This is a genomic window from Mesorhizobium sp. M1322 (assembly GCF_040318085.1).
GTDB lineage: Bacteria > Pseudomonadota > Alphaproteobacteria > Rhizobiales > Rhizobiaceae > Mesorhizobium.
On the sequence record NZ_JAMYLP010000027.1, the window covers coordinates 20135 to 42183 of the forward strand.

Below are 22049 nucleotides of genomic sequence, written 5' to 3' on the forward strand. Positions count from 1 at the left end.
TGAGAGTTCCATGTCCGACAAGGTCGTCACCCGTTTTGCCCCCTCGCCCACCGGCTTCCTGCATATTGGCGGAGCGCGCACGGCGCTGTTCAACTGGCTGTATGCGAAACACACTGGCGGCACGATGCTGCTGCGCATCGAGGACACCGATCGTGAGCGTTCGACCGATGCGGCAACCGCCGCCATCCGCGACGGGCTCTCCTGGCTCGGCCTCACCTGGGACGGCGACCCGGTATCGCAGTTCGAGCGCGCACCGCGCCACCGCGCCGTCGCCGAGGAGTTGGTGCGGCTCGGCAAGGCGTATCACTGCTATGCGACGCGGGCCGAGCTGGAGGCGATGCGCGAAAGCGCGCGTGCCAAGGGGCTGCCTCCCCGCTATGACGGCCGCTGGCGCGACCGCGACCCGTCGGAGGCGCCGGCCGGCGCCAAGGGCGCGATCCGCATCAAGGCTCCGGCCGACGGCGAGACGGTGGTGCATGACCTCGTGCAGGGCGAAGTCCGCTTCCCCAACAAGGATCTTGACGATTTCATCATCCTGCGCTCGGACGGCAATCCGACCTATATGCATGCGGTCGTCGTCGACGATCATGACATGGGCATCACCCACATCATCCGCGGAGACGATCATCTGACCAATGCCGCCCGCCAGATGGTGATCTATCGAGCCATGGGCTGGGACGTGCCGTCGATGTCGCATATCCCGCTGATCCATGGCGCCGACGGCGCCAAGCTGTCGAAGCGGCACGGCGCGCTCGGCGTCGAAGCCTATCGTGCCATGGGCTACCTGCCCGAGGCACTGCTCAACTACCTGGCGCGGCTCGGCTGGAGCCACGGCGACGACGAGGTCATGTCGATCGCCGACCTGATTGCGTGGTTCGACATCGGCGATGTCAACAAGGGAGCCGCCCGCTTCGACTTCGCCAAGCTCGAGGCGCTGAACGGCGTGCACATGCGCCGCATGAATGACGACGAATTGCTCGGTATCTTCATCAACACCTTGCCCTATCTCGAAGGCGGCCCGGCGATCGCAGCGCGCCTCGACGAGATACGCAAGGAGCAGTTGCTCGCTGCGCTGCCAGGCTTGAAGGAGCGCGCCAAGACGCTGGTCGAGCTGGCCGATGGTGCCGCCTTCCTGTTCGCCGTGCGGCCGCTGCCGATCGACGAGAAGGCGGCTGCATTGCTGGGCGGTGAGGCGCGCGAGATCCTGCGGGGCGCGCACGCGGCGCTGAACGCGATTTCAGGCGACTGGACGGCCGAAGCGGCGGAGGCTGCGATCCGCGAATATGCACTGGCCGGCGGCCATAAGCTCGGCGCTGTGGCCCAACCTTTGCGCGCCGCACTCACCGGAAAAAGCACCTCGCCCGGCGTGTTCGATGTGCTTGCCGTGCTTGGTCGCGAGGAAAGCCTGGCGCGCATAGCGGATCAAATCGATTAGCAAAACTGGCCCAAGAAGATTGGCATTGAAAGGTAGGTTTCGCAGTGCAACATTAGGTCCTGGCCCAATTTGGCACGCAAATCCAATTACGGGCGCAAACGCGCGAACTCCGGTGCTTTCGACGTGTTGCGTTGCAGATATTTTGCCTTTGCCGGCATGAGAAAACCAAAAGGAGTTTGCAATGTCCGAAGCTGCGACAAAAATGGAATTTGGCGGCAAAACCCACGCGTCCACTGCAAAACTTGAATTCGGCGGCAAAACTCACGAACTCAAGGTGCGAAGCGGCTCGGTCGGACCTGATGTCATCGATATCGGCTCGCTTTACAGCACCACCGGCGCCTTCACCTACGACCCCGGCTTCACGTCGACCGCGAGCTGCGAGTCGGAAATCACCTTTATCGATGGCGATGCCGGCATCCTTTTGCATCGCGGTTATCCGATCGACCAGTTGGCCGAGCACGGCGACTTCCTCGAAGTCTGCTATCTCTTGCTCTATGGCGAATTGCCGACCAAGGCGCAGAAGGACGATTTCGACTACCGGGTGACGCGCCACACCATGGTGCATGAGCAGATGTCGCGGTTCTTCACCGGCTTTCGCCGCGACGCGCACCCGATGGCGGTGATGTGCGGCGTGGTCGGCGCGCTGTCAGCTTTCTATCACGATTCCACCGACATCTCGGACCCGTATCAGCGCATGGTCGCATCGATGCGGCTGATCGCCAAGATGCCGACGATTGCGGCGATGGCCTACAAATACCACATCGGTCAGCCCTTCATTTATCCGAAGAACGAGCTGAATTTCGCGGCCAATTTCCTGCATATGTGCTTTGCCGTGCCATGCGAGGAATACAAGATCAACCCGGTGCTGGCGCGTGCGATGGAGCGCATCTTCATCCTGCACGCCGATCACGAGCAGAACGCCTCGACCTCGACCGTCCGCCTCGCCGGCTCGTCAGGCGCCAACCCGTTTGCCTGCATCGCCGCCGGCATCGCCTGCCTGTGGGGACCAGCCCATGGCGGCGCCAACGAGGCGGCCTTGAACATGCTGGGCGAGATCGGCCATGTCGACCACATCCCGGAATTCATCGCCCGCGCCAAGGATAAGAACGATCCGTTCCGTTTGATGGGCTTTGGCCACCGCGTCTACAAGAACTACGACCCGCGCGCCAAGATCATGCAGAAGACCGCACATGAGGTTTTGGGCGAACTCGGCATTAAGGACGATCCGCTGCTCGACATCGCCATGGAACTGGAAAAGATCGCGCTGACCGACTCCTATTTCATCGAGAAGAAGCTTTATCCCAACGTCGATTTCTATTCCGGCATCACGCTGAAGGCGCTGGGCTTCCCCACCACCATGTTCACGGTGCTGTTCGCGGTCGCCCGCACCGTCGGCTGGATCGCGCAGTGGAAAGAAATGATCGAGGACCCGCACCAGAAGATCGGTCGCCCGCGCCAGCTTTATACAGGTGCGCCGGAACGCGACTACGTGCCGATTGCGAAGAGATGAGGGAGTAGGGAGTAGTAAGGGAGCGCTGATTGGCTCCATCTGCTTTCTACTTTCTACTCCCTACTCCCTACTCCCTACTCACTACTCACTCTCTTGATGTACCTCATCACGATCCCCGCAGCGATATCGCTGGATGGTCTGTCGACGGCCATGCGTCTGGCCACCTCGGCAAAACCGTCCTTCTGCCATGCACGATAGGGGGTATCGGAAAGAAGCGCCTCCAACTGCCGCGCCAGATAGTGCGGCCGCACATATTCGTTGTAGCTTTCCGGCACGATCGGGCGATCGGCGATGAGATTGGGCAAGGCAGCGCTCCATACGGTGATCAGGCGCTGGGCCATCCGCATGACCGGATCGAGCCGGTAGCAGGAGATCATCGGCACACCCGACAGCGCCAGTTCCAGCGACACCGTTCCCGATGCGCTCAGCGCTGCATCTGCCTTTCCGAAGGCCTGCCATTTGCGTTCGGGATCAAGGATGATCTCCGGCTTCTCGTCCCAGCTTGCCACTGAAGCCCTGACCAGGTCGGCGACGTGCGGCACCGTCGGCAACAGCACGCGCAAGCGGTGTCCGCGTGCGCGCAGGATCGAGATCGTCTTGCCGAACGGGCCGACCAGCCGTCGTACCTCGCCGCGACGCGAGCCGGGCAGCACAAGCAGTGTCTTCACACGATCTTCGGACAGGTCGCGCGGCAGGCTTTGCGCTTTGGCAGCGCCCAGCACACCCGGATCATGGGTAAGGCGGTGGCCGACATAGGTGCCGGGCGGACCGCCGAGGCGGGCGAGCTCCTTCACTTCGAAAGGCAGAATGCAGAGGATATGATCGACATACGGTTTCATCGCCACGGCCCTGCCCGGCCGCCACGCCCAGACGCTCGGGCAGACATAGTGGACGATCGGGATTGCCGGATCGGCTGCACGCACCTTTTTCGCCACACGCAGCGAAAAATCCGGGCTGTCGATGGTGATGAGACAGTCGGGCTTTTCACCGGCGACCGCATTGGCCGTCTGGCTGATCCGCCGCATCAGGCGCGGCAGGTCGCGCAGGATGGCGCTCAGGCCCATCAGCGCGATCTCGCCGCCGTCGAAGAGCGGCGTGAGGCCGAGCGCCTGCAAATGCCGGCCGCCGATGCCGACGAGCCGGACCTCGCGGCCGGTCGTGCGCTTCAGCGCCGCTACGATGTCGGCGCCAAGCAGGTCGCCGGATTCCTCGCCGGCGACGATCGCGATCTTCAGCGGTTTGTCAGTCGCCATGCGCCGGCTCCGCAGCAGGCAGGCCGATCACGAACAGGCCGAGCGCATTGGCACGGGCGACGACGGTGGGGGCTTCCAGAACCAGCGAGCGGCCGGCTTCGACCGCAATGCCGGCAAGTCCGGCGGCATGCGCCGCCTCGACCGTCTGCGGGCCGATGGAGGGCAGGTCGGCACGCAACTCCTGGCCGGGCTTGGCGCATTTGACCAGGACGCCGCGCGTTCTGCCCGCCAGCCTGCCATGGCCGCGCAACTGCCTTGTTCGATCGAGCAATCCGTCAGTACCCTCGACGCCTTCCAGCGCGATGGCGCGGCCGCCGATCGCAACAGCCGCCTGGCCGATATCCAGCGCGCCGATGGCCTTTGCCGCCGTATGCGCCGCTTCGATGTCGCGCCAGTCGGATTTCCGCGGCGCAGCTTTGGTCAGCGTCCCTTCGGCCGCGACCAGTTCCGGCACGATCTCATGGGCGCCGACAACCTTGATGCCGCTGCGCTCGATCCTTCGCACGAACAGTTTCAGCACGGTGTCGTCGCCTTGGGTTACACCGACAAGAAGGCTGGGCACCCAGGCGAGCAGGCCGAGATTGAGGCGCATGGCGCTCAGCCGGGGACGGCGTGTGATATGGCCCGCGGTCACCAGATGGGTAACATGATGGTGCTTGAGCGTTGGCAGCAGAGAGCCGACATCCTCCAGCCTCAACGTCGTCTGCTCATAGGCGTCGAAGTCGGATATGCGATCGACCTCGCCCGCCACTACTACCACGAAGGGAGACTTGCCTTGCCCAGCAAGCGCCCTGGCGACTTCGACCGGCAAACTGCCGCCGCCGGCAATGATGCCGACCTTGGCGTCTGGCGCGAGATCAAGGCCCGTCCGGGTGGCCTCAATCTTCGTCATCTGCATCGTCGCCGTCGCCAGCCTTGAGCGACGGGACGGCATAGTGCCGCTTGCCGCGACTGACGATGAAATCGATGATTTTCATGGCGGTCGGTGAGGAGGCGAATTCCGCCTTGGCGAACTCGACGTTTTCGCCGACGGTTCGGGAGCGATCGAAGATCGTCCTGTAGGCCTTGCGCAGCGTGTGGATCTCGGAGCGCGGCAGGCCCGCGCGCTTCAGGCCGATGATGTTGAGGCCGCGGAGGCTGGCGCGATTGCCGACGGCGATGGCGTAGGGAATGACGTCGCCGACGATTGCCGAGCAACCGCCGAGAAAGGCGTTGTCGCCGACGCGGACAAACTGATGGACGGCGCTGAGACCACCGATATAGACGTTGTCGCCGATCTCGCAATGGCCCCCCAACGTCGCTCCATTGGCGAAGGTGGCGTTCTTGCCGACGATGCAATCATGGGCGATGTGGGCGTAGGCAAGGAAATTGCCGTTGTCGCCGATAACAGTCTCGCCGCGGCTGGAATCGGTGCCGAGGTGCATGGTCACGCCTTCGCGGATCGTGCAGTTCTCGCCGATGACCAGCGTGGTGCGGCCGCCCTTGTGCTTGGTGTTCTGCGGCGGAGCGCCCAGTGTCGCCATCGGATACACTTTGGTCGACGCACCGATGGTGGTCGCGCCCATCACCGCGACGTGGCTGACCAGCTCCACGCGGTCGCCGATCACCGCGTCGGCGCTGATGTGGCAGAATGGCCCGATGCGGACACCTTCGCCGATTTTTGCACCGGCCTCGATGACCGAAGATGGATGGATGACTGTCTGGATTTTCATAAGCATTCGATCGTCAGTCGCTCGTAACCATCATCGCCGAGATCTCGGCTTCCGCGGCCTTGACGCCGTCGACCAGAGCCTCGCAGGCGAATTTGAGAAGGTTGCCGCGTTTCTTGATTTTCTTCACATGGATCTTCAACTGGTCGCCAGGAACGACCGGTTTACGGAATTTGGCGTTGTCGATGGTCAGGAAATAGACCAGCGAGGGTTTTTCGGTGCCAAGGCTGCGGATGCAGATGGCGCCGGCCGTCTGCGCCATCGCCTCGACGATCAGCACGCCGGGCATGACCGGCTGATCCGGGAAATGACCCTGGAAATGCGGCTCGTTTATGGTCACGTTCTTGATGCCGATAGCGGACTCGTCGCCATCGATGTCGATGATGCGGTCGATCATCAGGAACGGATAGCGATGCGGCAGGAGCTTCATTAGCCCCAATATGTCGACCGCCTCGAGCGTCGTCGCCACCATCTCAGCTCTTCCCTCCGTCGCCGGATTTGCGCGCCCTGGCCAGTCTTCGCAGAGCCGCGATCTCCCGCATGGCTTCAGCCATCGGCTGCGCCGGATACCCTCCCCAAATCTCGCCCGCGGGGACGTTGCTCATGAACCCGCTTCTTGCAGCAAGCTTGGCCCCTGTCCCAATGGTCAGGTGATCCGCAAGACCGACACCGCCACCCATGGTGACGTTGTCGCCCACCGTTACGGAACCGGAAATACCCGAAAGGCCGGCGATTATGCAATTGCGGCCGATGCGGACGTTGTGAGCGATCTGCACCAGATTGTCGATCTTGGTGCCTTGACCGATGATCGTGTCGGACATGGCGCCACGATCGACCGTGGTGTTCGAGCCGATCTCGACGTCGTCCTGGATGACGACCCGGCCGATTTGCGGGACGCGCTCCGGGCCCTTGGCGCCGGCCACGAAGCCAAAACCGTCCTGGCCGATGCGGGCGCCGCCATGGATGATGACGCGGTTGCCGATAAGCGCGTACTGGATGCTGGCGCCTGGACCGACATAGCCGTCGCGGCCGAACTGGCAGGAGGGACCGATGACGGCATGAGGAGCAATGACGGTTCCGCTGCCGATAGAAGCGCGAGGGCCGATAATCGCGCCGGCCTCGACAATCGCGCCGGCCTCGACATGCGCCGATGGATCGATATGGGCATGCGGCGAAATACCGGTTTCGCCGGTCATCGGCGCCGGTGTCGCAGCCGCCGGGAAAAGAAGGCGTCCGACCATCGCGAAAGCCTGTTGCGGGCGCGGATGAACCAGAACCGCGATGCCCGCCGGCGCTTTGCCGGCAAATTCGGCGGGACAGAGAACCGCCGCTGCCCGCAGCGATTGCATCAGCGCGAAGTTGCGCCTGCCATCAACGAAGACAAGGGCGTGCTCGCCGCCTTCGCTTGCCGGCGCCAAGGCTTCGATCGATATATCGGAGAGGCCGGAATCGACGAGCACCGAGCCGGTCAGATTCGCGACTTCGCCAGCCGTATACCGGCGTGATGGCGCGAAGAACACCGGATCGGTCATTCCAGAAGCTATATCCAGCTAGCGCATGACCCCGAAAATCGGAACCGATCTTCGGAAAGGATCATGCGCAAAATCAAAGTTCTACAGCGTCCTTTGCGCATCCAAGAGGACATGCGGCGCTGCAGTGTCGGGTCACTCTCTTCCGGACCCCAACGGCCCGGAAGTATCGTTGCCCACCGATCAGAAGCGGGTCGATATGCCGAAGTTGAATTCCTGCACGTCGTCGGTGTCCTCCTTGAGGACGGGAATCGCATAGTCGATGCGGATCGGACCAAAGGGCGACGCCCACATCAGACCGACGCCGACAGAGGCGCGCCACTGCATGTCGGTTGTTGACTGATCGACGCCCGACACCTCGTTGCCATAAAGTGTCGCCGCATCGGCAAAGACTGCGCCGCGCAGGCCGAAGCTTTCCGGAATGATCGGCATCGGAAACTGGCCTTCCGCCGAGGCGTTGAAATAGGTGGTACCGCCGAGATGGTCGTCAAAGCCCTGGTCGTCGACAGGACCGATGCCGCCATAGGCGAAGCCGCGGATCATGCGATCGCTGCTCTGGAAATGATCGAAGATGCGCAGATCGCCGGAGCCGAAGCCCTGGATATGACCGGCCCCGCCCGAAATCAAACCAACCAGATCAAGCTGCTCCGACAGCGTTTGGTAGACGCTGCCACGCGCCGTCACCTTGACGAATTTGGCGTCGCCGCCGAGGCCGGCGAATTCCGTGACGACGTTGGCGTAGATGCCTTCATGCGGGTTCTTCATGTCATCGATGGTATTGTAGACCAGGCCGAGACTGACCGACGACTTGAGCCACGGGCTTTCCTCAATGCCGTTTAGGATAGGCTGAGAGACGTTGCATTTGAGGGGATCGTAAACGCCAGCAGTCTCGCAGTCTTCGTCGAGCTCGTATTTCTCCTGCGAGATATTATACGCCAGCTGCGTCGAGATGTCGTCGGTGATCGGCAGGCCGAACCGCACTGTTGCGCCTGTCGTCTCGCTCTGGTAGTCGTCGTATTCTCTGGTCCGGTGGAAGACATCGAAACCGGCAGCGATACGCCGCCCGAGGAAATAGGGCTCGGTGAAGGAGAAGCTGTAGTCGCGCGAATTCTTGCCGCCGCCGGCCGATAGCTTGATGAACTGGCCGCGTCCGAGGAAGTTGCGCTCGGTGATCGATCCTTCGACGGATGGGCCTGACGTGTCGCCGCCTGTCGAATAGCCGGCGCCGACCGAGAACTCGCCGGTCGATTTCTCGACCACGTCGACCACCAGCACCACCTGGTCTGGCTCAGAGCCGGGCACGGTGGAAACCTCGACTTTTTCAAAATAATCAAGCGCTTCCAGCCGCTTCTTAGCGCGCTGGATGAGAACCTGGTTGAAGGCATCGCCCTCGCTCACGTCGAATTCGCGGCGAATGACATAGTCGCGTGTCCGGTCGTTGCCGCGTATCTCGATGCGCTCGACATAGGCCTTGGTGCCCTGGTCGATCGTATAGACCACTGAAATGGTGTGGTTCTCGAAATTGCGATCACCGCGCGGCGTCACCTGGGCGAAGGGATAGCCGGAACCGGCGACCCTCTCGGTCAACGCAATGATGGTGTCTTCGACGTTCTCAGCGTTGTAGACGTCGCCCTTGTGGGTTTCGACCACCGACTGCAGCGAGGCAGCGTCGACCTCGGGAATCGTGCTCTCGACGCTGACGTCGCCGAAGGTGTAGCGATCGCCCTCCTGCACGGTGATCGTCACCGTGTATTTATTGGTGGTCTCGTCGAGTTCGCCGACCGCGGAAATCACCTGGAAGTCGGCATAGCCGTGATTGTAATAGAAACGGCGCAGCAGCTCCTCGTCGGCGCGCAGCTTATCTTCGTCATAGACGTCGTCGCGCAGCACGAACGAAAGGATGGACGAGCGCTTGGTGGAGATGACGTCGGACAGGCGACGGCTCGAATAGGCACTGTTGCCGACGAAATTGATCGCGGCGATCTGCGTGCGGCCGCCTTCATTGATGTTGAAGACCACGTTCACGCGGTTGTCGCCGAGATCCATGATCTGGGTGGTCACGGCGGCGTCGTCGCGGCCGATACGCCTGTAGGCGGCCTTGACCGCCTCGACATCGGCATCGAGCGCCTGCTGCGAGAACGTTCCACGCGGCTTCAACTGCACCGAGGCCGCAAGGGCATTGTCCTTGAGCTTCTTGTTGCCCTGGAACAGCACCTGGTTCACGACCTGATATTCGGAAACCTTGATGACCAGCGACGAACCAACCTGGTTGATCTGGACGTCCGAGAACAGCCCGGTGCCGAACAGCGCCTTGACCGCATCGTCGATATCGGAGCTGGAAAAGGCCTTGCCGGGCTTGATCGTGACGTAGTTGCGGATCGTGTCGGCGTCGACACGCTGATTGCCGCTGACTTCAATTCTTGAAACAACAGCGGCCTCGGCCGCCGATGTGGCAACGAACTGCACTGCGAGCGCACCTGGTACGACCAGAGCGGCGGATAGGGCCACCGCGGACGCGGCGCTCAGAAACTTGGATGCTGCCTTCATCGGGCTTTTGTACCTTTTCTCGAAGTCCCCACGGCGAGAAAACCGGACGTGCGGTAATTTCCCCTACCGTATTAACCGGATTTTCCCTACACGCAAGGCTCCTGGTTAATTTGTATTTACTTAACCCTGTTGCGTGGCTTTCGCGTCACGCATATCCCAATGCATGGTAAACGGCGTCTCAACATTGGCTGTGCCGAAGCCAAATTTCTTCATGATTTCAGCACCCAAACAGGTCGTTCCAGAAAACGAACCCCATGAAGCCCAAGACGAGAAGCAGGCCGGCCCTGTAACCCATCTCCATCATCCGTTCCGACACCGGTCGCCGAATGACGGCCTCCACGCCGTAGAACAGGAGATGCCCGCCGTCGAGGGGGGGAATCGGCAAAAGGTTGAGAATACCGATCCCGACCGACAACAGCGCAACAAGTTGCACAAGCCAGTCGAAGCCCAGTTTTGCCGCCTGCCCCGACATCTTTGCGATCTTGATTGGCCCGCCCAACTGGCATTTGTCTTCGCGACCGACGACGAAACGCTGCAGGAACTGGCCGGTACCCTGGATGATGTGGCCGGTTTCCTCGACCGCGGCAGCCAGTGCGCCGGCCGGGCTATAGGTGATCAGGCGGGGTTGGCCGACTTCCTGGTTGTTGACGACGCCGATCACGGCCACCTTGACCTTGTTGCCCAGCGCGTCTTCCTTTTCCATCAACCGCGGCGTCGCCGTGACGGTGATCTCCTTGCCGTCGCGCAGCATGACAAACGTGATGGCGTCGCCGCCGCGGCCCGAAACCCGGCGCTGGACGTCGGCGAAGGTCTGGACCTTGCTGCCGTCGACGCTGACGAATCGGTCACCGGGCAGGATGCCGGCCTGTGCCGCCGGACTGCCGGCGGTGACTTCAGCCACCATCGGCTCCATCACAGGGCGGCCATAGGCGGTAAACAGCACGGCGAAGACGGCGATCGTCAGCAGGAAATTGAACAGCGGACCGGCCACCACAGTCGCCGCGCGCTTCCAGACCGGCTGCGTGTGAAACGCAACCTTGCGCTCGGCATCGGTCAGCGTTTCGATCTCATCCGAACTGGGTTGGCTCGAGGTGGCGTTCATGTCGCCGACGAATTTGACGTAGCCGCCGAGTGGAATGGCGCAGAGTTTCCAGCGCGTGCCATGGCTGTCATTGAAACCGAAGAGTTCCGGGCCGAAGCCGATCGAAAAGACTTTCACGCCGATGCCGCACCAGCGGCCGACGAGGTAGTGGCCCATCTCGTGGACGAACACGACTGCGGTCAGCACGAACAGGAACGGCACCAGCGTGCCGAGGACAAAGCCTTCCGTGCTGAAAACCGCGTGAAGAATCTCGTTCAACTCATGTCCTCAAAATTCGTCCGCAGCACGGTCGTACCGCGACTGTGGCATCAATCCAGGCGAATCCATGGCGCATTCTGCGCAGGTCAAGAAACCAGGCCGGGAATCAATGCCGATCAAGCTGGAAACAGCCCTGTGCCGGATGGTCGGCGGTCGCCGAAATCCAGCCGATGACGTACAGGGCGAAAGCCGCCGCGACAAGCCCGTCGACCCGGTCCATGACGCCGCCATGGCCCGGTATCAGCGTGCCTGAATCCTTGCGGTTGTGGCGGCGCTTCACCCATGATTCGAAAAGGTCGCCGGCCTGAGAGACGAGCGAAAGCACGAGCGCGACGACGCCGAGCACTGCGAGATTGCCGGCTCCGGCCGCGGCGGCCAGAAGCAGCCCGGCAACCACGCCGCCGACGGCACCGCCGAGTGCCCCGCTCTGCGTCTTGCCTGGCGAGATCGACGGCGCCAGCTTCGGACCGCCGACAGCGCGGCCGACAAAATAGGCTGCTATGTCGGTCGCCCAAACCACGGCGAACAGGAAGAGAATGGCGACGAGGCCAGGATGGTCGCCGTCGCGCAAAAGAGCAAGCGACAGTCCGGAAATGGCGGCATAGGCAACGCCGGACGCGTCCCACTGTCCCGTTTGATGCATCGAAGTCTGGCGCATCGAACCCACGACCACGGTGACAACGACCATCGCTGCCACAAGAAGCAGCAGCCAGGACGCCGGCAGGCCGGCGACCAAGGCACCGACGAAAATCAGAAGCAGCGCTTCCGGCAGCAAACCAAGACCCGCGGCGGCGACCGGGCGGCACATTCGCGTCCATTCATAGAAGATCAGGATCGTCATGGCAGCGCAAAGCAACCGGAAGGGCAGTCCGCCGAGCCAGGTCAGGCCGAGTGTGACGACCGCAAGCACGACGGCAGAAATGGCGCGAAGCTGGAGGTTGCTCATCCTTTGGCTGTCACGGCGACGTCTTGAGCGCCAAGCCCGCCGAAACGGCGCTCGCGACTGGCGAAGTCGCGCAATGCGTCGGCCAAATGCTCGCGGCTGAAATCGGGCCAGTAGCAAGGCAGGAAGACAAGCTCGCTATAGGCCGCCTGCCACAGAAGGAAATTCGACAGCCTGAGCTCGCCGCTGGTGCGGATGACCAGTTCCGGATCTGGAATACCCTGGGTGTCGAGAGAGCCGGCAAAGGATTCGGCCGTGATCGCCTCGCTGTCGAGCTCGCCGCGCGCCACTGCCGAGGCAAGCTTGCGCGCCGTGCGCACGATCTCGTCGCGTCCGCCATAGTTGAAGGCGATGACCAAGGTCAGCGCGTCATTGCGGGCGGTGAGCGTTTCGGCCTCTTCAAGCAGGGTCCTGATGTCAGGTTGCAGCCCTGCCCGGTCGCCGATGATCCTGACCCGCACGCCGTTTTGGTGAAGCTCGGCGAGATCGCGGCGGATGAAGATTTTCAACAGGCCCAACAGGTCGCTGACTTCGGACTTCGGCCTGGACCAGTTTTCCGACGAGAAGGCGTAGACGGTCAGGAACGAGATGCCGAGGCTAGGAGCGGCGCGCACCGTGTTACGCAGCGCCTCGACGCCGGCACGATGCCCAGCAAGCCGCGGCAAGCCACGCGCCTTGGCCCAGCGTCCGTTTCCGTCCATGATGATCGCGACATGCGCGGGGCTTGTCATAGTCTCGCTTTCGGGTTGGTCACCTAACCCTTAAACCTGCATGATTTCAGCTTCCTTATCGGAAAGCAGATGGTCGATGGTACCGATCATCTCGTCTGTGAGCTTTTGGACCTGGTCGGACCGCTTGCGATGATCGTCTTCGCTGATATCGCCGTCCTTTTCCGCCTTTTTGAGAAACTCCATGCCGTCCCGGCGCACGTGGCGCACGGCTATACGGGCATTCTCTGCATAACCGTGCGAGATCTTGACCAGTTCCTTGCGGCGCTGTTCGTTGAGCTCGGGCAGCGGAATTCTGAGATTGGTGCCATCGACGATCGGATTGAAGCCGAGATTGGATTCACGGATGGCGCGATCGACCGCGCCGACCATCGACTTATCCCAGACCGAAACCGAGATCATGCGCGGCTCCGGCACCGACACGTTTGCCACCTGGTTGATCGGCATGGTGGTGCCGTAGGCCTGCACCTGGATCGCGTCGAGCAGGTTGCTCGAAGCGCGGCCGGTCCGCAGCGAAGCCAGATCGTGCTTGAACGCAGCGATCGCCCCGTCCATGCGCCGTTTGAGATCATCGTATTCGCCACTCATCATCGTCTCCTCGACCCGTTAGCCGGGTTCACTTCAGGGGTAACCCCGTATTCAAGCCTCAATCCGAAAACCGGTTCCCGCTTTTCGCCTGGGGGAAACCTTCGGTTCGGGATCGGGCTCCCGATCAGTCGTCCGTAACGACCGTGCAACGGCCGCCGCCCCTCAGAATATCACCGAAACCACCCTTCTCGTGGATCGAATAGACGATTATCGGAATGTTGTTTTCGCGCGCAAGTGCAATCGCGGCCGTATCCATGATCGAAAGACCGCGTTTTATGACTTCGCCATGGCTGATACGCTCAAAGCGTGTCGCGTTCGGGTCCTTCTTGGGATCGGCCGAATAGACGCCGTCGACCTGGGTGCCCTTGAACAGCGCGTCCGCCCCGATTTCTGCCGCGCGCAGCGCCGCGGCCGAATCGGTGGTGAAGAACGGATTACCGGTGCCGCCGGCGAAGATGACGACCTTGCCCTGATTCATGTAGGCGGTCGCCTGGCGCTGCGAAAAGCTCTCGCAAAGCTCAGGCATGGCGATTGCCGACAGCACCACCGCGTCGACGCCGATTTTGTTCAGCGAAGTGCGCAGCGCCAGCGAGTTGATGACGGTGGCGAGCATGCCCATGTGGTCGCCGGTGACGCGATCTCCGCCCTTGGAAGCAACGGCCACGCCACGAAAGATGTTGCCGCCGCCGATGACGACGCCGACCTCGATGCCCAGGGCGCGGGCCTCGGCGATGTCGGCGGCGATGCGATCGACTACCGACACATCGATGCCGAAATGCTGTTCACCCATCAGCGCTTCGCCCGACGCTTTCAGCAAGACACGTCGGTAGAGGGGCTTCACCGTCATCTGGTCCTCATCATTATACGTGTGACGCGCCTGCCGCCGCGCAGGCGCTACCCCGAAACATTGGGTTCCGATACACGAAGGGCGCCGCGATGTCACGCGGCGCCCGAGCCGGAAACTCTCTTCCAGCCTGTAACTTACACCGGCAAATGCACCTTGCATGAGCAGATCCGGGCACGAGCAGATCCGGGCGTGAGCAGATCCGGCAGATAGCCAGCCGGCTTGTCGCCGACCGCCTGGCCTTCATCGACACCGCGCAAGAAATCGGCCGGGCATCCTCGCGGACACCCGGCCGTAAAGTCTTTTCAGAACGATAGAGTGCGGTTTACTTCTTGACCGCCGCCGCGACTTCCGCCGCGAAATCGGTCCCTTCCTTCTCGATGCCCTCGCCGAGCGCGAAGCGCAGATAGGCAGTGATCTTGGCCGGTGCGCCGATTTCCTTCTCGGCATCCGTCAGCGCCTTCTCGACGGTGATGTCGGGATTGAGCACGAAAGCCTGCTTGAGCAGCACGACTTCTTCGTAGAACTTGCGCAGACGGCCCTCGACCATCTTCTCGATGATCGCCTCCGGCTTGCCGGACTGGCGCGCCTGGTCGGCGAAGATCGCCTTCTCGCGCTCGACCGCGGCCGGATCGAGCTGCTCCGTCGTCAGCGCCATCGGGTTGGTGGCGGCGACATGCATAGCGACCTGACGGGCAAAGGCGTTGGCGGCTTGCGCGTTGCCTGTCGTCTCGATGGCGACCAGCACGCCGAGCTTGCCAAGGCCGTCGGCAACCGCATTGTGGACGTAGGTTGCGACAGCGCCGTGCTCGACCGTGAGCTTGGCCGAACGGCGGAAGCCAAGATTCTCACCGATTGTACCGACAGCGTCCTTGATGGTGTCGGCAACCGACTTGTCGGAACCCGGATATGGGGCGGCTGCGACGGCCTCGGTCTTGCCGCCATAGGCGAGCGCGACCTTGGCGACGTTGGCGACGATCTCCTGGAAAGCGGCGTTGCGGGCAACGAAGTCGGTCTCGGAGTTGACCTCGACGACCGCCGCCTCGCGGATACCGGAATCGACGCCGATCAGGCCCTCGGCCGCTGTACGGCCGGCCTTCTTGTCGGCCTTGGAAATGCCCTTCTTGCGCAGCCAGTCGACGGCCTCTTCCATGTTACCGTTGGTCTCGTTCAACGCCGCCTTGCAGTCCATCATGCCCGCGCCAGTCAAGTCGCGAAGTTCTTTGACCTGTGCAGCCGAAATGCTCATTGTCGCCTCTTTGTTTAAAATGCACCGACGCACCACCGTCCTCGATGATGCGCCTGGCGCCAGCGCTTCGCGCCAAAATATGAGAAAGATGAAGGCCGAAACCGGCCTTCGCTGTTATGCTTCCGGCGTCTGGGCGGCCGGTGTCTCGGCGGTCGGCGTCGGCTCGAGTGCCGGCTCGACCGGAGCCTCGGCCAAAGCGCCGACGTCGACGCCGAGCGCGCCCTGCTGGCGAGCGATGCCGTCGATTGCAGCCTTGGCGATCAGATCGCAATAGAGCTGGATGGCGCGGGCCGCGTCGTCATTGCCGGGGATCGGAAAATCGATCTTGTCCGGGTCGCAGTTGGAATCGATGATGGCGACGACCGGGATGCCAAGGCGCTTGGCCTCGAGGATGGCGATCGCTTCCTTGTTGGTGTCGATCACGAACATCAGGTCCGGCGTCGAACCCATGTCCTTGATACCGCCCAGCGCCTTGTCGAGCTTCTCGCGCTCGCGATCAAGGTTGAGGCGCTCCTTCTTGGTGAGCCCCTGGGCCTCGCCGGCCAGCATCTCGTCGAGCTTGCGCAGGCGCTGGATAGAATTCGAGATCGTCTTCCAGTTGGTCATCATGCCGCCGAGCCAGCGGGAGTTGACATAGTACTGGGCCGAGCGCTGCGCGGCGTCGGCGACGATGTCGGACGCCTGGCGCTTGGTGCCGACGAACAGCACGCGGCCACCCTTGGCGACGGTGTCGGAAACCTGCTTGAGCGCCTGGTGCAGCAGCGGCACCGTCTGCGAGAGGTCGATGATGTGGATGTTGTTGCGGGCGCCATAGATATAGGGCGCCATCTTGGGGTTCCAGCGGTGAGTCTGGTGGCCGAAGTGAATGCCAGCTTCCAAAAGCTGGCGCATGCTGAAATCAGGCAGAGCCATTCTTGAGTATCCTTTCCGGTTAGCCTCCACGGACACAGGCATTTCTGGACCTTGTCCTCGAACGCCACCGGAGGTTTCAGCCGGATTTCTCCCGGGCAGACACCAAAGTCCGTGTGTGGAATGAGCGCGCATATAGAGGGGATGCGCGACAAACGCAAGCGCTACGGTGTCTTGCGGCTCAGCGTGCGGCGATCAGCGCACCCGGCTATAGTCGTATCTTCCCCTTCGGCACCCGGACACGCCGGAAAACAGCAACGATCTCTTCGCGGCTGCATTCGATGGCGCCTAGCCGCACCGCGCGGTCGCGCTCGAAGCCGGTTATGTCATAGTGCGGCGCCGATGTCTTCGGCGGTCCCTGATAGGACGAGCGCTTGATACCGAGCTGTGCTGCAAAACGATGCAGCTCATCGGTGTCGTCGGCCAGCAAGTGACACCAGCGGTGGCCGACCCATTTCCAGATCGCCGCGTCGACATAAACCGCCATGAGGCTTGCCGCACTCCTTCATCTTGCGCCGACCAGCGGGGCCGCAGCTCACCTGGAGCCGAGATCCAATGCTAGCGATGATAGAAGGGATTCGGATAGAAAATGAACCCGCCAGCGGCTTCGAGTTCGGCTACGGTCGTGGTGACAGCCGCCTGCATGCGGCTGTGCAGTTCGGCGAGCGCATCGTCGATCGAGCCCGGAAAGGCGTGCAATCCCAACGGTTCCGGCACACGGATATGCGCGCAGCGCGGCCCGGCCGGCTGTGGCACGAAGCGGTTGATCGTGTCGCGCAGCGTGCCCTTGCAATAGTCGTTGCGGATGCGCTTCAGATGCTCGGCGATCTCCTCTTGCGTGATGCGCGGGTTGGCTGAGGTCCACGGTCCGACACGTTGGAGACGCAGGATCGTGTCCGCCAGCGTGCGGATCTGTTTTTGTCGCTCGGCGTCGCCGGTGCCTTCCCGCAGCCAGCGGCGCGACCTGCGTAAAAGCTCGGCGATCTCGTTGACAGCGGGATCGACCGAAATACCCTCCCCCAGGCGTCGGCTCAATTCGAGCAGCAGTTGCGTCTGACGCGCGGCATACGAAGCCCGTTCGTCGGGCACCATGCCACAGGCAATCTCATCGCGCGACAGCAGCGTCGAATAGATATGGTGGACGCGCTCCGGCAGGGTATCGGCGGCACGGCGTTCGATCTTCAAGCTCTTCTCGACATAGGTGCATTCCTGCGCCAGCGCCGGCTCGACATTTTTGGTGAAGGCGAGCTTCCAGACAACCGGCGCGATCCAAACCCTAGAATCCTGATCCGTGGCGCGATCGCGCTTGAGCGCTTCGAACCCCATCTCGACCGCCCCCGGAAGGAGCGGACCGACGACATTTGCATGCCAGCCCACGCCGCCCTCGGGATGCAAGAGAACACCATGCCCTTTCAGCGCCCAGGCGATCGAGTGTTCCTTGGCAGCCCCGCTGTTGCCTGGAATCTGGGCGATCAGATTGTTGGCCAGCCAGAATTTCTGCATGATCCGGCCGAGGCCGTTGACGACGCCATGCGTGGCCCAGGATGCCGCGAGCGGACTGACCTGCGAGACGATCTCCTTGTCGATCATCCAGTCGGTAAAGAATTCCGGATGGTTGGGGGTGATGAACGTCGCCTTGCCGGCGCCGCAACAGGCCTTCAGCCGCTGCCGGTCGACGTCGGGAAAGTCGATATGACGGACATTGGCGACGCCGCGCAATCCGGCAAGGCGGTTGAACGGCAACAGGTCGCGAAACCCGGGAATGCCATGCAGCATGACAACCCGGTTGACTACAGTCATGATCTTGATCAGCGCCGGATTGGGCTTCGGCGCCACGAACACATCGATTCTGCTCAACCCACCCCCCGATCGACCCCATCGGCGTTGAGGTTGAGATGCAATTGCGGCGTGTTCAAGTCATTCGCCGCCGCCTTGCGGGCCTATTTCGGCGGACAGGCTTTCGACTGATCGAACAACGACAGATTGACCAGCTTGCCGGTCATCGAGAACTCGCCGTAGTCCATGACGAGGTCGCGGGTGATGCCATTGTCATGCAGCTTGAAGCTGATCCGGTACTCCGGCACCTCCTCGCCTGACTTGTCGGTGCCGTCGAAATAGGCGATGTCGACTGGCCAGTATTTGTCGGTGGCGAGCTTTGCCAGCGCCTGCGCTTCCGGATCAGCCTTGTCGGCATCGGCTTTCTTGCCGACGACGACGGTGGTGGTCATCACCTTATCGGCATCTTCCGAGCCGTCGAACAGGTTGGTCTCGTAGAAATTTTCGCCCTTTTCGGCCTTGTCGATCAGTTCGGCCAGATGCTGGGTCGGAAACTGGGTGGCGGCGAGTTCGAGGCTGCTCTTCTCCGGCTTGTCGATGTCGACCTTGAGGCCCGTCGTCTCCTTCGTCGCGGTGCCCTTGACCTCCTTGTCGAGGTTCTGGTCGACGAAGGATTTTGTCACGAACGAGAACGTCTTGCCTTCGGCGTCTTCGAAAGTGGTCGTCTGCTGGTCGGTCAGCTTTGTTGCATTGTCGTTGGTGGCGATCTGGGTGACGAAGCGGAACTTCACCGTGTAGCCTTCGCAAGGTGAGCCGTTGAACTCATAGACCATGCGGCCGGAAATGCCGGTAATGCCGGAGCGATCGGAGGCTTTGTCCAGGCTCAGATCGTAAACTGCGCGATGCGCTTGCAGCGCCGGTACGGCAAAAGCCGGCGCCATCGAGAACACCGCTGGCAGCAAGACAGCGTGGAATGCGAGGCGTGTTGCGCGCATGAGGGGCTCCGATCATCGCGCCTGATGGCAGGCCGCAGGGAAAGAGGGTCCAGCTTAAAAAAAGTCGTGGCGGAAGCGAGGCAAAAATAGCAATTTCGGCCCGGCCCGCCCGGCGTCATCAAGCAATAGGGAAATACCATGAGTGAAACAATCGAAAAGCGGCTAAGCGAACTCGGCGTGACGCTTCCGGTCGCCGCCGCGCCCGCCGCCAACTACGTGCCCTATTCCAGGTCAGGCAATCTGCTGTTTACCGCCGGGCAGCTGCCGCTCAGCGAGGGCAAGCTGCAGGCGAGCGGACTGCTCGGCCGCGATGTCGACACCGCAAGCGGCAAGGAAGCGGCAAAATACTGCGCGATCAACGTATTGGCGCAGGCCAAGGCAGCCCTTGGCGATCTCGAGAAAATCCGCCGCCTGGTGAAGATCACCGTCTTCGTCGCCTCGACTCCGGATTTTGTCGAACAGCACCTGGTTGCCAACGGCGCCTCGGATTTTCTGGTTGCAGTGCTCGGCGATCACGGCAAACATGCCCGCTCCGCCGTCGGCGCCGCCTCCCTGCCGCTTAATGCCGCAGTGGAAATCGAAGCCATCTTCGAAGTTGAATGAGCCAGATATGACTGATCTTTCCTGGCTGACCGCCCGACCCGTTGCCCATCGCGGCCTCCACGACATGAACAAGACGCGGTGGGAGAACACGCTTTCCGCCTTTGCCGCGGCGGCTGAACGCGGCTATGCGATCGAATGCGATGTGCATCTGTCGTCTGACCGCATCCCCGTGGTCATTCACGATGGCGATCTGAAGCGGCTGACCGGCCAGGACGGCTTCGTCTGGCAGCGAACGGCAGCGGAGATGACGGCACTCAAGGTTGGCGGCACATCAGACCATCTGCCGACTTTGCAGCAGGCACTCGACCTGGTCGATGGTCGTGTGCCGATGGTCGTCGAGCTGAAAGGGGTTCCCGGCCGGGACGAAGGCCTGGTGGAAAGCGTCGGCAAGATGCTCAAGCACTACAAGGGCAAGGCGGCGATCATGTCGTTCGACCACTGGCTGATCCGCGATTTCCCGAAACACGCGCCCGGCATTCCGGGCGGGCTGACGGCTTATGGCAAGGACGTCAAGCTGATCGAGGCGCATTTCGCCATGCTGGCGCACGACATCGCCTTCGCCTCCTACGCTGCCGGCGACCTGCCGAACCGGTTCGTCTCCTTCGTGCGCGAAAAGCTCAAAATGCCGGTAATCACCTGGACCGTGCTCGACCAGCCGGCGGTCGACCTGACCTTCAGATATGCCGACCAAATGACGTTCGAAGGATTCGAACCCGATCTTGTACAGGTCGCTTGAAACCGAGCTTGCATGGACCGGCACGGAGCTTAAATGAGCCTCATGGATCAAGGCGATGAAGGCGACGGGCAAACGGCGAATGGAGCGTATGCGATCCGGGTTGCCTCCGGCATCGGAGCCTTCACCTGCACGGAATGGGATGGCCTGGGCGGTACCGCACGCGGCGATACAGAAAATGGCTACAATCCCCTTGTTTCTTTCGCTTTTCTGAGCGCGCTTGAGGATTCCGGCTGCGCCGTGCGGCGCACCGGCTGGCAGGGCCATCATCTCAGGCTGGAGACAGCGCAGGGAAAACTGCTCGGTGCCGTTCCCTGCTACCTGAAATCGCACAGCCAGGGCGAATATGTTTTCGATCACGGCTGGTCGGACGCGTTCGAGCGCGCCGGAGGACGCTACTATCCAAAGCTGCAATGCGCCGTACCGTTCACGCCTGTCACCGGTCCTCGCCTGCTGGTCAACAAGGGCGAGGACAGTCGCGCCGTGAAAGCCGGCTTGGCAGCAGGCCTGAAGGCGGTGACGGACAAGCTCGGCGTTTCTTCCGCCCACGTAACCTTCGCGCAGCAGAAGGATGTCGGGGCGCTGGAAGCGGCGGGCTTCCTGCACCGCACCGACCAGCAGTTCCACTTCTACAACGAAGGTTATTTCACCTACGACGATTTTCTCGCCACTCTGGCATCGCGCAAGCGCAAGGCAATGAAGAAAGAGCGGCGCGAGGCGCTCGCTCACGGCATCTCGATCGACTGGCTGACCGGCAAGGACCTGACCGAAAGGGTCTGGGACGACTTCTTTGCCTTCTACATGGATACCGGCAGCAGGAAATGGGGGCGGCCATATCTCAGCCGCGAGTTTTTCTCGATGATCGGCGAGCGCATGGCCGACGACATCCTGCTGGTGATGGCCAAGCGCAATGGACGCTACATTGCCGGCGCCATCAATTTCATCGGTTCCGATGCGCTCTATGGCCGCAACTGGGGCTGCATCGAAGACCATCCCTTCCTGCATTTCGAGGTCTGCTATCATCAGGCGATCGACTTCGCGATCGACCGTAAGCTGAAAGTGGTCGAAGCGGGCGCGCAAGGCGAGCACAAGCTGGCGCGCGGCTATCGGCCGGTGACCATGCATTCGGCGCATTACATCGCGCATCCGGGCTTGCGCAACGCGGTCGCCGACTATCTCAGGCGCGAGCGGCGCGAGGTGGAGCGGATGGGCGACTATCTTGAAGAGCACACGCCGTTCCGCAAGGATCTGGCGGGCGATTAAATTAGAGCGACGTGCGTCCAGTTGGACACACAAAGTACGCTCTAACACTTTGAATCTCCAGATCATACTTTCCGA

At 61.9% G+C, this 22049-nt stretch carries 20 protein-coding genes and 1 pseudogene; 5 read left to right on the forward strand and 16 right to left on the reverse strand.

Translation table 11 applies throughout. The annotated features are described in order from the left end of the window. The first annotated feature begins 10 nt into the window (after positions 1-10). Both gltX and gltA read left to right on the forward strand, forming a co-directional pair. On the forward strand, positions 11-1435 hold the full coding sequence (gltX, locus tag NKH12_RS12875) for a glutamate--tRNA ligase (protein WP_352953456.1): 1425 nt from the start codon (positions 11-13) through the stop codon (positions 1433-1435). A gap of 181 nt (positions 1436-1616) precedes the next feature. Then, positions 1617-2945 (forward strand): citrate synthase, encoded by a 1329-nt coding sequence (gene gltA, locus NKH12_RS12880; RefSeq protein WP_065009590.1) that lies wholly within the window; start codon positions 1617-1619, stop codon positions 2943-2945. 74 nt (positions 2946-3019) lie between these two features. Here the strand turns inward: gltA and lpxB are convergent, their stop codons facing one another. From lpxB to NKH12_RS12960, 16 genes and pseudogenes are all read right to left on the reverse strand, one after another. Continuing rightward, the gene (gene lpxB / locus NKH12_RS12885) at positions 3020-4198 is read right to left on the reverse strand and encodes a lipid-A-disaccharide synthase (RefSeq protein WP_352953457.1); all 1179 of its coding nucleotides are present in this window, start codon (positions 4196-4198) and stop codon (positions 3020-3022) included. Further along, complete coding sequence (locus NKH12_RS12890) at positions 4188-5090, reverse strand: LpxI family protein (RefSeq protein ID WP_352953458.1); 903 nt, start codon at positions 5088-5090, stop codon at positions 4188-4190. Before NKH12_RS12890 ends, lpxB begins: the two co-directional genes overlap by 11 nt. Beyond that, on the reverse strand, positions 5077-5910 hold the full coding sequence (gene lpxA, locus NKH12_RS12895) for an acyl-ACP--UDP-N-acetylglucosamine O-acyltransferase (protein WP_352953459.1): 834 nt from the start codon (positions 5908-5910) through the stop codon (positions 5077-5079). Before lpxA ends, NKH12_RS12890 begins: the two co-directional genes overlap by 14 nt. 13 nt (positions 5911-5923) lie before the next feature. Continuing rightward, positions 5924-6379 carry a 3-hydroxyacyl-ACP dehydratase FabZ gene (gene fabZ / locus NKH12_RS12900; RefSeq protein WP_352953460.1) on the reverse strand — a complete coding sequence of 152 codons (456 nt, stop codon included), beginning with the start codon at positions 6377-6379 and terminating at the stop codon, positions 5924-5926. A gap of 1 nt (position 6380) precedes the next feature. After that, positions 6381-7439, reverse strand: coding sequence for a UDP-3-O-(3-hydroxymyristoyl)glucosamine N-acyltransferase (gene lpxD / locus NKH12_RS12905; RefSeq protein WP_352953461.1), 1059 nt, complete (start codon positions 7437-7439; stop codon positions 6381-6383). Between the two features lie 180 nt (positions 7440-7619). Then, complete coding sequence (gene bamA / locus NKH12_RS12910) at positions 7620-9983, reverse strand: outer membrane protein assembly factor BamA (protein ID WP_352953462.1); 2364 nt, start codon at positions 9981-9983, stop codon at positions 7620-7622. Between the two features lie 217 nt (positions 9984-10200). Then, positions 10201-11343: an RIP metalloprotease RseP gene (gene rseP / locus NKH12_RS12915; protein WP_352953463.1), complete on the reverse strand. Its 1143-nt coding sequence runs from the start codon at positions 11341-11343 to the stop codon at positions 10201-10203. 106 nt (positions 11344-11449) lie between these two features. After that, positions 11450-12289 (reverse strand): phosphatidate cytidylyltransferase, encoded by an 840-nt coding sequence (locus tag NKH12_RS12920; protein WP_352953464.1) that lies wholly within the window; start codon positions 12287-12289, stop codon positions 11450-11452. Then, positions 12286-13029: pseudogene (locus tag NKH12_RS12925) on the reverse strand (isoprenyl transferase); the annotation flags it as partial. The gene NKH12_RS12920 and the pseudogene NKH12_RS12925, both read right to left, overlap by 4 nt. An 18-nt stretch (positions 13030-13047) precedes the next feature. Beyond that, complete coding sequence (gene frr, locus NKH12_RS12930) at positions 13048-13602, reverse strand: ribosome recycling factor (protein ID WP_077384157.1); 555 nt, start codon at positions 13600-13602, stop codon at positions 13048-13050. 124 nt (positions 13603-13726) lie between these two features. Next, entirely contained in the window at positions 13727-14449 is a 723-nt protein-coding gene (gene pyrH / locus NKH12_RS12935) for a UMP kinase (protein WP_095492866.1), read from the reverse strand. 322 nt (positions 14450-14771) lie between these two features. Next, positions 14772-15695, reverse strand: coding sequence for a translation elongation factor Ts (gene tsf, locus NKH12_RS12940; RefSeq protein WP_352953465.1), 924 nt, complete (start codon positions 15693-15695; stop codon positions 14772-14774). Positions 15696-15809: 114 nt separating this feature from the next. Next, positions 15810-16607 (reverse strand): 30S ribosomal protein S2, encoded by a 798-nt coding sequence (gene rpsB / locus NKH12_RS12945; protein WP_095492864.1) that lies wholly within the window; start codon positions 16605-16607, stop codon positions 15810-15812. Between the two features lie 205 nt (positions 16608-16812). Further along, positions 16813-17091, reverse strand: coding sequence for a DUF4031 domain-containing protein (locus NKH12_RS12950; protein ID WP_352953466.1), 279 nt, complete (start codon positions 17089-17091; stop codon positions 16813-16815). A gap of 71 nt (positions 17092-17162) precedes the next feature. After that, positions 17163-18461: a hypothetical protein gene (locus NKH12_RS12955; protein WP_352953467.1), complete on the reverse strand. Its 1299-nt coding sequence runs from the start codon at positions 18459-18461 to the stop codon at positions 17163-17165. A gap of 83 nt (positions 18462-18544) precedes the next feature. Beyond that, the gene (locus NKH12_RS12960) at positions 18545-19375 is read right to left on the reverse strand and encodes a cell envelope integrity EipB family protein (RefSeq protein WP_352953468.1); all 831 of its coding nucleotides are present in this window, start codon (positions 19373-19375) and stop codon (positions 18545-18547) included. Positions 19376-19513: 138 nt separating this feature from the next. Between NKH12_RS12960 and NKH12_RS12965 the strand changes: the two genes are divergently transcribed. Genes NKH12_RS12965 through NKH12_RS12975 form a run of 3 tightly spaced genes read left to right on the forward strand, consistent with a single transcriptional unit; the run spans position 19514 to position 21974 of the window. Next, positions 19514-19978, forward strand: coding sequence for a RidA family protein (locus NKH12_RS12965; RefSeq protein WP_352953469.1), 465 nt, complete (start codon positions 19514-19516; stop codon positions 19976-19978). A gap of 7 nt (positions 19979-19985) precedes the next feature. Next, the gene (locus NKH12_RS12970; RefSeq protein WP_352953470.1) at positions 19986-20714 is read left to right on the forward strand and encodes a glycerophosphodiester phosphodiesterase; all 729 of its coding nucleotides are present in this window, start codon (positions 19986-19988) and stop codon (positions 20712-20714) included. Positions 20715-20756: 42 nt separating this feature from the next. Then, the gene (locus NKH12_RS12975) at positions 20757-21974 is read left to right on the forward strand and encodes a GNAT family N-acetyltransferase (protein WP_352953492.1); all 1218 of its coding nucleotides are present in this window, start codon (positions 20757-20759) and stop codon (positions 21972-21974) included. The last annotated feature ends 75 nt before the right edge of the window (positions 21975-22049 follow it).

What these genes read in the sequence shown, in the direction of transcription:
- gltX (WP_352953456.1), top strand. Translation starts at nt 11, where the DNA reads ATGTCCGACAAGGTCGTCACCCGTTTTGCCCCCTCGCCCACCGGCTTC.
- gltA (WP_065009590.1), top strand. Translation starts at nt 1,617, where the DNA reads ATGTCCGAAGCTGCGACAAAAATGGAATTTGGCGGCAAAACCCACGCG.
- lpxB (WP_352953457.1), bottom strand. Translation starts at nt 4,198, where the DNA reads ATGGCGACTGACAAACCGCTGAAGATCGCGATCGTCGCCGGCGAGGAA.
- NKH12_RS12890 (WP_352953458.1), bottom strand. Translation starts at nt 5,090, where the DNA reads ATGACGAAGATTGAGGCCACCCGGACGGGCCTTGATCTCGCGCCAGAC.
- lpxA (WP_352953459.1), bottom strand. Translation starts at nt 5,910, where the DNA reads ATGAAAATCCAGACAGTCATCCATCCATCTTCGGTCATCGAGGCCGGT.
- fabZ (WP_352953460.1), bottom strand. Translation starts at nt 6,379, where the DNA reads ATGGTGGCGACGACGCTCGAGGCGGTCGACATATTGGGGCTAATGAAG.
- lpxD (WP_352953461.1), bottom strand. Translation starts at nt 7,439, where the DNA reads ATGACCGATCCGGTGTTCTTCGCGCCATCACGCCGGTATACGGCTGGC.
- bamA (WP_352953462.1), bottom strand. Translation starts at nt 9,983, where the DNA reads ATGAAGGCAGCATCCAAGTTTCTGAGCGCCGCGTCCGCGGTGGCCCTA.
- NKH12_RS12920 (WP_352953464.1), bottom strand. Translation starts at nt 12,289, where the DNA reads ATGAGCAACCTCCAGCTTCGCGCCATTTCTGCCGTCGTGCTTGCGGTC.
- frr (WP_077384157.1), bottom strand. Translation starts at nt 13,602, where the DNA reads ATGAGTGGCGAATACGATGATCTCAAACGGCGCATGGACGGGGCGATC.
- pyrH (WP_095492866.1), bottom strand. Translation starts at nt 14,449, where the DNA reads ATGACGGTGAAGCCCCTCTACCGACGTGTCTTGCTGAAAGCGTCGGGC.
- tsf (WP_352953465.1), bottom strand. Translation starts at nt 15,695, where the DNA reads ATGAGCATTTCGGCTGCACAGGTCAAAGAACTTCGCGACTTGACTGGC.
- rpsB (WP_095492864.1), bottom strand. Translation starts at nt 16,607, where the DNA reads ATGGCTCTGCCTGATTTCAGCATGCGCCAGCTTTTGGAAGCTGGCATT.
- NKH12_RS12950 (WP_352953466.1), bottom strand. Translation starts at nt 17,091, where the DNA reads ATGGCGGTTTATGTCGACGCGGCGATCTGGAAATGGGTCGGCCACCGC.
- NKH12_RS12960 (WP_352953468.1), bottom strand. Translation starts at nt 19,375, where the DNA reads ATGCGCGCAACACGCCTCGCATTCCACGCTGTCTTGCTGCCAGCGGTG.
- NKH12_RS12965 (WP_352953469.1), top strand. Translation starts at nt 19,514, where the DNA reads ATGAGTGAAACAATCGAAAAGCGGCTAAGCGAACTCGGCGTGACGCTT.
- NKH12_RS12970 (WP_352953470.1), top strand. Translation starts at nt 19,986, where the DNA reads ATGACTGATCTTTCCTGGCTGACCGCCCGACCCGTTGCCCATCGCGGC.
- NKH12_RS12975 (WP_352953492.1), top strand. Translation starts at nt 20,757, where the DNA reads ATGGATCAAGGCGATGAAGGCGACGGGCAAACGGCGAATGGAGCGTAT.